Annotated in this window: 8 protein-coding genes; 1 reads left to right on the forward strand and 7 read right to left on the reverse strand. The window is 42.8% G+C overall.

Annotated elements, in window-relative coordinates; all coding sequences use genetic code 11:
• Positions 1-94: 94 nt before the first annotated feature.
• From L0J61_RS06180 to uraD, 6 genes are all read right to left on the reverse strand, one after another.
• Positions 95-931 carry a bifunctional allantoicase/(S)-ureidoglycine aminohydrolase gene (locus L0J61_RS06180; protein WP_301465459.1) on the reverse strand — a complete coding sequence of 279 codons (837 nt, stop codon included), beginning with the start codon at positions 929-931 and terminating at the stop codon, positions 95-97.
• 76 nt (positions 932-1,007) lie between these two features.
• A complete protein-coding gene (gene puuE, locus L0J61_RS06185; protein ID WP_301465460.1) occupies positions 1,008-1,988 on the reverse strand; it encodes an allantoinase PuuE in 981 nt (326 codons plus the stop codon).
• Between the two features lie 44 nt (positions 1,989-2,032).
• Positions 2,033-3,538, reverse strand: a complete 1,506-nt coding sequence (locus L0J61_RS06190; protein ID WP_301465461.1) for an NCS1 family nucleobase:cation symporter-1 — start codon at positions 3,536-3,538, stop codon at positions 2,033-2,035.
• 308 nt (positions 3,539-3,846) lie between these two features.
• Positions 3,847-5,172, reverse strand: a complete 1,326-nt coding sequence (locus tag L0J61_RS06195) for a urate hydroxylase PuuD (protein ID WP_301465462.1) — start codon at positions 5,170-5,172, stop codon at positions 3,847-3,849.
• Positions 5,173-5,295: 123 nt separating this feature from the next.
• Complete coding sequence (uraH, locus tag L0J61_RS06200) at positions 5,296-5,664, reverse strand: hydroxyisourate hydrolase (protein WP_301465463.1); 369 nt, start codon at positions 5,662-5,664, stop codon at positions 5,296-5,298.
• Between the two features lie 35 nt (positions 5,665-5,699).
• Positions 5,700-6,221 carry a 2-oxo-4-hydroxy-4-carboxy-5-ureidoimidazoline decarboxylase gene (uraD, locus tag L0J61_RS06205; protein WP_301465464.1) on the reverse strand — a complete coding sequence of 174 codons (522 nt, stop codon included), beginning with the start codon at positions 6,219-6,221 and terminating at the stop codon, positions 5,700-5,702.
• A 316-nt stretch (positions 6,222-6,537) separates the two neighbouring features.
• Between uraD and L0J61_RS06210 the strand changes: the two genes are divergently transcribed.
• Positions 6,538-7,200, forward strand: a complete 663-nt coding sequence (locus L0J61_RS06210) for a TetR family transcriptional regulator C-terminal domain-containing protein (protein WP_301465465.1) — start codon at positions 6,538-6,540, stop codon at positions 7,198-7,200.
• Between the two features lie 222 nt (positions 7,201-7,422).
• Here the strand turns inward: L0J61_RS06210 and L0J61_RS06215 are convergent, their stop codons facing one another.
• Entirely contained in the window at positions 7,423-8,826 is a 1,404-nt protein-coding gene (locus tag L0J61_RS06215; protein WP_301465466.1) for a uracil-xanthine permease family protein, read from the reverse strand.
• Between the last annotated feature and the right edge of the window lie 570 nt (positions 8,827-9,396).

Genomic DNA, 9,396 nt, shown 5'->3' on the forward strand with positions numbered 1-9,396 from the left:
ATAATCTCGTGTATCTCTTTTATTTAGTATTTTTTACTTAGTAGCTATTTTGCTTAGCATTTATTTACTTAGCATCGACTATATTTTAGACGGCTTATCGTTCTGGACGAATGAATGGCATATGTCTATTCACGTCTTTATAGAGTAGATATCTAAATGGACCAGGTCCACCAGCGTAACAAGATTGTGGGCAAAATGCGCGCAGCCACATAAAGTCACCGGCCTCTACTTCAACCCATTCACCGTTTAAGTGATAGACGGCTTTACCTTCTAGTACATACAGACCATGTTCCATTACATGCGTTTCGTCAAACGGGATCACGCCACCAGGTTGGAATGTGACGATGTTTACATGCATGTCGTGACGCATATCAGACTGCTCGGTAAATCGAGTAGTTGCCCAGACGCCACCTGTGTCTGGCATCTCAATCGCTGCAACATCGTGATCGCTTGTGACAAAAGGCTCAGGTGCATCAATACCGTCTACAAACTGATAGGCTTTGCGGATCCAATGAAATTTAACATGTTTATCGCTGTTGTTTTTCACCGTCCATTTACATGCTGGCGGCAGGAAAGCATAGCCACCGGCTTCAAGATGATGGGCTTCGCCTTCGATAGTAATATCCATTTCACCTTCAACGACAAACAACACGGCTTCGGCTTTCATGTCTAGTTCAGGCTTATCAGAGCCGCCATTTGGTGCTACCTCAACGATGTATTGTGAAAAGGTTTCTGAAAATCCAGATAAAGGACGGGCAATCACCCACATGCGCATGCCTTCCCAAAATGGCAGGTAGCTAATCACAATATCGGTTAGCACACGTTTGGGAATAATGGCATAAGCCTCGGTAAAGATGGCGCGATCGGATAGTAGCTGTGTTTGTGGAGGTAATCCGCCAGTTGGTGCGTAATAAGTACTTTTGGGTGACATTTTTCCGTGTTCCTTAATGACTTTGTGCGGCGATAATGATTTTGTGCCGCGATAAATTTTTTGTCTGTGCGAGTGGTTATAACCAGTTTTTCGTGTTATCGGCAGCTGCTGGGTGGTTTTTGTACCAGTGTTTGGCAATATCATCGCGGCGGCATATCCACACATCAGGTTTGCTAGTGATATATTGCAAAAACTTTTTGAGAGCAGTGATACGACCTGCACGACCGATAATACGGCAGTGTAACCCAATGGTCAGCATTTTTGGGGTATGCTCGCCTTCTTCGTATAAGGTGTCGAAGCTGTCTTTTAAGTACTGATAGAAAGGTTCGGCGTTGGTATAACCAGGGCTCGAAGCAAAGCGCATATCGTTGGTCTCTAGTGTATAAGGAACGACCAAATGCGGTTTACGAACGATTTTGTCACCGTCTGCTACTTTCACATTGAGCCAGTAGGGCAGTTCATCAGCGTAAGAGTCAGAATCATAAATATAGCCACCTTGTTCAGCGACCAATTCACGGGTATTGGGGCTGTCACGACCAGTGTACCAACCGAGCGGCTGACCACCAGTCATGCTTTTGAAAATTTCGGTAGCACGGCGTACATGCTCGCGCTCGGTCTCGCGGTACATATATTGGTAAGTGATCCAGCGCAAACCATGACTGGCGATTTCGTGTCCGTCTTCTAATACTCGCTCTATAATGTGTGGTGTTTTTTCGGCAGCACTCGCACAAGTGAAAGTGGTGATGGGTAAGCCGTACTCTTTAAAAGTATCTAACACCCGCCAAACGCCTACACGGCTGCCGTATTCAAATGCCGATTCAATCGACTGGTGGCGATTGTTAAACTCAGGCGTACCTAGTACGTCAGATAAAAAACGCTCAGATTGGGCATCACCATGAATGACGCTGTTTTCTGCGCCTTCTTCAATATTCAGGACAAATTGAACGGCGATTTTGGCACCACCTGGCCAGTTGGCTTTTGGTGGCTTACCGCCATAGCCCTTTAGGTCACGAGGGTAGGCGTCTTGGTTAAAGTCACTGGTTATTTTTTGAGTCATTTTTAATATTCCTTTGTTTCAATTAAGATTTTTCACCTAAAGCTTTATGCTTGATTAGGTTTTGCGGCGTCGGATCGCATCAGCAGCCAATAAGCGATACCACCCAGCATGGCACCCAGTAAGAAACCATAACCCTCAAGCTTTGTTAATGCAGGCACTAATACGGTAGCGATAGAAAAAATAGCACCAATCGCAAAAGCAATTAAGCCACGAATATTCCAACCTTTATAGTAGTAATAAGCCCCATCTGGTTGATCAGAGAATAGATCATTGATATTAATATGTTGACGTTTGATTAAATAGTAATCGACAACTAATATACCGAAAAAGGGTGCAATGATCGCGCCAACTGCATTTACAAAGCCAACGATGCCGATTTTACTGATAAATGATAACCATAGTGCGCCAACGAAAAAAGCGATAACTGCGGTAATTAAACCACCTTTACGAAAGCTAATATGTTTGGGAAATAAGTTCGCCAAATCATAAGCGGGTGGTATAAAGTTTGCGACCATATTGATACCCACAGTCGCTGCAAAAAAGGTCAAGGCTGCAACAATCGTTAGTGGGAGTGCGTCAACTCGTTCGACAATCTCCGCAGGGTTGGTCAATGCTTCACCAAATAAGACCAAAGTACCTGCGGTAATGACTAGGGCAATGAATGAGAAAAACATCATATTAATAGGCAGACCAACTAAGTTGCCTAAGCGCATTTCTTTTTCACTGTGTAAAAATCGTGAAAAGTCGCCGAAGTTAATCACAACAGCTGCAAAATAAGCCACCATGGTTCCCACAATCGCGGTAAATGCTTGAAAGGAGGTACCCATATAGTCGCTGCCACTAGCAAAAATGGAGTTGATAGCTGGTAGTAACTCTGAGCCTGACTGGTACCAGACAATACCCATCAAGATAACCATGACTACGTAAACTAGCGGACCTGCCCAATTTAAAAAGTGTTTGATAGGCTCAACACCTGCCCAAAAAAGCATGATTTGAAACACCCAAACGATGACAAAGGCGATCCACGCTGTACTATTAAGGCCTAAAAAAGTTGCATCTGAACTACCCATCATAATAGTCAATAAGATGGCAACCGCAGTGGAGGCAAAATAGGTCTGCACCCCGTACCAAAAAATACCGATAATAGCTCGTAATATCGCCGGGAGATTCGCTCCGTTGATACCCATGCTAGCACGTATGAGCACTGGAAAAGGAATGCCATATTTGACGCTGGGTTTACCTGTCAAATTGACCATCAGCATGACGATGAATCCTGAGCAAATAATCGCCGCCATGACCCACCAACCATTCAAACCATAGCTTAAGAATAGTGATGCAGCGAGCGTATAGCCAAAAAGACTTTGAATATCATTTGACCAGACATTAAATATCGAAAACCACCCCCAACTACGCTGTTCAGGCTGTAGTGGGGCAAGATCATCATTGTATAACCTTGAGTTTTTGCGTTCTGGATTGAAGGTGGTGCAATCATAGAGCGCGCTGTTGGATTGATTATGGAGCTGACTTTCTTGCTTATTTGCAGTGGACACCCTTCTCTCCTTTAAAATTGAAAACAATCGAAACTAATATTGTTAACACTTTATAATACATATTGTTAACACTTTAAGGGTGTCTAGGTCGTTGGTCAAGATAATTGTTTAAATAGGGCATGTCCTCAATTAAATCAATAGTTATCTAAATGGGTTGAAAATGACTAAGTTTTGCCAAACGGCGGCAAATAGCGCAGATATTATCTGCGCTATTTTCCTCGTTTGATTGCTATTCATTTCATTTTTATCACTATTTTTAAAATGAGGACACGCCCTAGTGGTTACTTATTTGAGTAGAAAGTGCTCATTCATAACCCCGACGTATAAGCAACGATTTGCTGACGCTGTTCGTCACTCAACTGAGTGAGGTTGCCTAATGGCATATAGCGCGTCTGCACAGCGGTGATGATCTTGGCTTTGTGAATTTTCATCTCTTCTGGTGTCTGTAAGATAATACCAGCTGGTGGTGCTGCGAACCCTTGCTGAGTTGGCTGTGCAGCGTGACAAGTACTACAGTGCGTGTGTACGATATTCATGATGGCATCATCAGGGGATGCTGCTACAGGTGTTGCGACAGCAGTGACGTTTTCTTCGAATGCAGCATCAGCAGTTATGGCGTCATCATTTGTCGTTGCACTGTCAGTCGCTGGTGGTTCTGCATCTGGTGTGACCGAAGCTTCAGCAGTGCTAGCTGGCATTGGTGCCATTGGTTCAATTGGCTCAGGACGCATCCAGATAATCAGTAAAACTGTCAACACAGCAGGAATGACCAAATAGCGTGGCTTGTCGTTTTCTAAATGCTTCTGGTTAAAGTAATGACGTACGATTGCGGTGATGATACCGACGTAGACCAACACCAACCAACCGTGTGTATGTGAGTACATCATCGGATAGTGATTGCTAATCATGGTAAAAATCAGCGGCAAGGTAAAGTAGTTGTTCATTAGCGAGCGATTTTTTGCTTGTAATGCTAAGTCGGCTACTTCTTTGCCGGGTTTTTCGCCGCGCCTGACACAATCGACCAGTGCTCGCTGTGCAGGCATGATTCCAAAGAAAACATTACCCGCCATCACGGTACCCAAGATGGCGCCAATATGAATGAACGAGGCACGATCACTAAACAATTGATACGAGCCCCAACAGGCAATAATCAATAAGATAAAAATAATGCTACTAAAGATAAATGAGTTTTTGCCCAAATGACTGCGGACAATCACTTCATAGATGAAATAGCTGCCGAACAAAAATAACAAACTGGTAGAAATAGCACCAATGCTACTACCGAATGCCACCTTGCTGGGGTCAATCAGATAAGCCGTCGCATTAGCATAGTAGACGATAGACAGCATCGCCATACCAGTCAGCCAAGTGGTGTAAGCCTCCCACTTGAACCAATGTAGTGTTTTGGGCATTTCTTCAGGTTCAAGCTTATATTTAGCAATCTCATAAAACCCACCACCATGTACGGCCCATAGGTCACCAGAGATGCCTTTGTCCGTTTTCCACTGTGGCGGCTTACGCAGACTTAGATCCAACCACACAAAATAAAATGAAGCACCAATCCATGCTACTCCAGCGATAACGTGAAACCAGCGGAAAAATAAATTGAACCAGTCGAGATAATAAGCGCCCATGTGGCAAGTGTCCTTTTATGCAATTGATACTATACAAGTTATACAATTTTCTTTCGTCAGCGTCTTTCGTTTGATAGGTGTCATATGGTGATTTGTCTTGTACCCCAAATTCATCAAATGCTGTTACGAGCCGCGATAGGTGCTATAGCCGTGCGCACTAAGCAATAATGGAATGTGGTAGTGGCTGTCATCGCGTACCACAAAGTCGATAATAACCTGCGGATAAAATACGGCTAGCTGCTGTGCATCGAAATACGTTTGCGTATCAAACGTTACTGTATAGCGACCGTTGCTCAGATGAGACTCGTCGCTATCAAGTGATGAGTCAAACTCCCAACTGTCTGGTGTGACGCGACCATCATCGTTGGTGACACCGTTTGCTAATAGCGTGGCGTCGCCACTGTCTGAAATACGGTGCAGTGTCAATGCGACAGCAGCAGCAGGTGTGCCAAGATGAGTATCCAAGATATGTGATGATAGGGTGGCTGGCATAAAAACTCCGTTTAAATATATGGGACAAGTAAGGTTTAAGCGTCGCTTAGCATTTTCTGCAAACGCAGGCGCGTGATCTTATTTTGCTCGTTAGCAGCGTTTTTTAGCTCCGTCTGACGATCGTTTGGTAGACGCGCCAACAATAAATCCAACATTTGCTGTGCGCTCTTACCCGTAGCAAATACAATAAAAATAAAACCAAACTTATCGAGGTAGTCTTGATTTCCTTGTGCTAAGGCTTCAATTACACTGTCTTCGGCATCATTAGCGCCTGATTGCTCATGTGCAGCACTGGATTGAGTATTGCGGTATTTTTCTTTTAACGAGTCGACGTTGCCGATTTGTGGATGTCCATCAAATGCTTCTAGTAGATTGCCTTCATCGGTTTGAGCTTGTGTCCAAGCATCATCACTGTGTACGAGTAAGGTTTGCATATCGGTGAAAGGGCGTTTGTTTGCCAAGGTCTGCGCCCATTGAGTGCTGGTGCAACAAGTCAATAGAGCGGACGTTGCTTCTGCTAGTGAGAGCTTGTTGAACTGCTCTAGAGGTAATTCCACAGTAACTTCCTTTTTATTTGCTTTTCGTTTGCTCTTAATCTGCTAGCGATGGAGTAGAACAGGGCTGACACTGATTTACCGTGATACAGCTCAAACTGTTAGATACAAAATCACATACTGGAATAGTGTTTAACGAATCAATAGTAGGTTAATATAAGCTATTTTGCTAAAACCTGACCATTTGGTCAACTGGTTTGTGAACATATTTTATTTAAGTGGCTCAATTTTCATCAAGTTAGTCTTAAAATATGCCCATTTGCTTGCCGTTTTCTTTCTAATTATCCTACTAATCCTAACAACGATAGGAATAACTAATATGACTCAAGAGACTAATACAAACATACGAGAGATATTCAAAACGGTTACCAAGCAGGGCCGGCAAACCATTCGTTCACATAATCAGGCAGTTATTTTGGCAGCAGCCGAAGAGGAGTTTGTCCTACAGGGCTTTGGTGGCGCTACGATGCAAAGTATTGCAGATAGATCTGGGCTGCCAAAAGCCAATGTTCATTATTACTTCAAGAGCAAAAAAAATCTGTATCAAGCTGTGTTGCAAGCTATCATCCAAGAGTGGAATGATGGATTGGTTACTATGAATGTCGATAGTGATCCCAAAGCAGTGATCGAAAAGTTCGTTCGTACCAAACTACATCAAGCGTTTGCTAACCCGAATCGTCATAAGTTATTTGCACTTGAAATCATCCGTGAGGCACCACAGTTGCACGATTTTATGTCGACGACGATGAAAGAGTGGGCGCTGGAAAAAACGAAGGTAATGCAGGTCTGGCATGCACAAGGCAAAATCGGCATCACTGATCCATTGCAACTGCTGATTCTGATTTGGGCAACGACACAGCGATACGCCGAATTTAAAACAGAAATCGTTTGTTTAATGGAAAAAGACGATTATGGTTATCAAGATGAATCACGTGCTGCTGACTTCCTCGTGCCTTTTATTTTACGTGGCTGTGGTCTCTAATAATCAGAACCTGTCAGCGCCCAATAAAACCCAGTGATACAAAATCGCTTGCCTGCATACTTCGCTATAGTGCTAGACCAAATGAAGCGTTCTAGCGTTAAGAGTGTCCTAGCGTTAATTGTCATGACCTAGCCACATTCAGCCATCTCTACTATCGAGACTTGATTTTTAGCATGTCATCAATCAAATTTATCGCTTAAATGATGACATGCTCTGAAGTAATTAAGAGACTGTTTCTTCAAGTGGTTTTAATTCGTTAGTCGATGTTTTTTTATCAAACTCAGTACCATAGCCTTTGGGTAAAATCGTATCTAGTAAAATAGCAACGATGCCAGCGACAGTCACTGGAGAACCAAAAATATTACGGAAAAACTGAGGTGCCTGCGCAAAGACATCAGGGACAAAAGCCACACCCATAGCGAGTCCTAAAGATGTTGCGATGATCAGGATGTTGCGATGCGTAAATTTGACAGTCGATAGAATACGGATACCTGCCGTTGCCACAGTGGCAAACATCAATAAAGTAACACCACCGACAACCGGCTTTGGTAATTGCGTGAAGATAGAGCCCAAAACAGGAAATAGTCCCATCACGAACAAGATACCACCCACAAAAAACCCTACATAGCGACTGGCAATTCCTGTCATTTGAATGACGCCATTATTTTGACTGAATGTCGTCACAGGGAAGGTATTGAATACTGCTCCAATTAAAGAGTTAACACCATCACCTAGTACACCACCCTTGATGCGCTCTTCGTATACAGGACCTTTAATCGGCTCACCTGAAATCATGGATGTCGCCGTTAAGTCACCTGAGGTTTCGATACTGGTAATGATGTACATGAAAGCAATAGGAATAAAGGCTTGCCAGTCAAAGCCAAAACCGAATTTAAAAGGTACTGGCAAAGTAAAGACAGGTGCTTCTGCGACCAAAGAAAAATCAATACGCCCCATGAATACTGCAGTTAATAAACCAAGCATCAAACCGATAAAGATGGCACTCGAGCGAATGACCTTGATGTGAATCATGCTAATAAGTACCACGCTGACCAATACGCCGCCACCTAGCATGAGGTTTTGCATACTACCAAAGTCCTCAGCACCCACCCCGCCTGCTAAGTCTGTCAAACCGACTTTTGTCAAAGATAAGCCAATAGTAATAATGACACAACCAGTGACAATTGGATTCATCAAGGATTTGAGTTTGGTGATAAACCGACTTAAGAAAATTTCGACAAAGGCGCCGAGAAATGAAACACCAAAGATGACAGAGAGAATCTCTTCTGGACTACCTCCACGGTTTTTTACGACAAACCCAGCAGCTAGTACCGCAGCTAAGAAACCAAAACTGGTGCCTTGTAATGCCATCAAGCCTGAACCCACTGGTCCAATTCGACGTGTCTGAATAAAAGTAGCGACCCCTGACACCATCAATGCCATGCTGATAAGGTAAGGTATGTGTTCTCCTAAACCTAAGGCTCCACCGATGATAAGTGGTGGGGTAATAATACCGACAAAAGCGGCCAGTACGTGTTGTATTGCACCCAAAAACGCTTTCCCGGGAGCAGGACGGTCATGCAGTCCATACAGTAAATCGGGGTTTCCTTGAGGGTGTTCTTTCATCTTGGCTTCCTCCTAAAGTAACTTTGGTCTAATCTTCAAAGAGACAATAAAGCGATACTAAGGAAGGTATTAGCGTCAAGACTTGAATCAACACACCTTCAAGAATACGTATCGCTTAGCTCTCTCATACAGATCTGCTCTTGTCTTTTTGTTAATACATAACGGTCGGTAGCTGTGTGTTTAAGAATTCAAAAATTTATTAGAATTCGAATACTGACTAATTAGTCAACTATTTGATTAAGGTTATAGTGAAAAGGTTGCTTGTTGCAATGATTTTTTGGGGCTAATACATTTATAATAAAAATGTCTAATATTTACAATGTAAATATATTTTTGTTTATATGTCTTGTAAGTTTTTGATATTTCGATGGTTTCGATAGTTGATTCGAGAGAGATGCCTGAGTTTTCAGGATGTGAACGAAGTTATACAAGAAGATATTTAAAAGGAGAATAGTATTGCCAAATTGTAAATGTTTGTTTATTATAGCTGCTGATTATTGTAATGATAATAATTATCATTAGTTTTTTTATAAAAATTCATGCGACAAGCGGTTCATATTTGAATGTACT

Source organism: Psychrobacter sp. (assembly GCF_030457785.1).
Taxonomy (GTDB): domain Bacteria; phylum Pseudomonadota; class Gammaproteobacteria; order Pseudomonadales; family Moraxellaceae; genus Psychrobacter.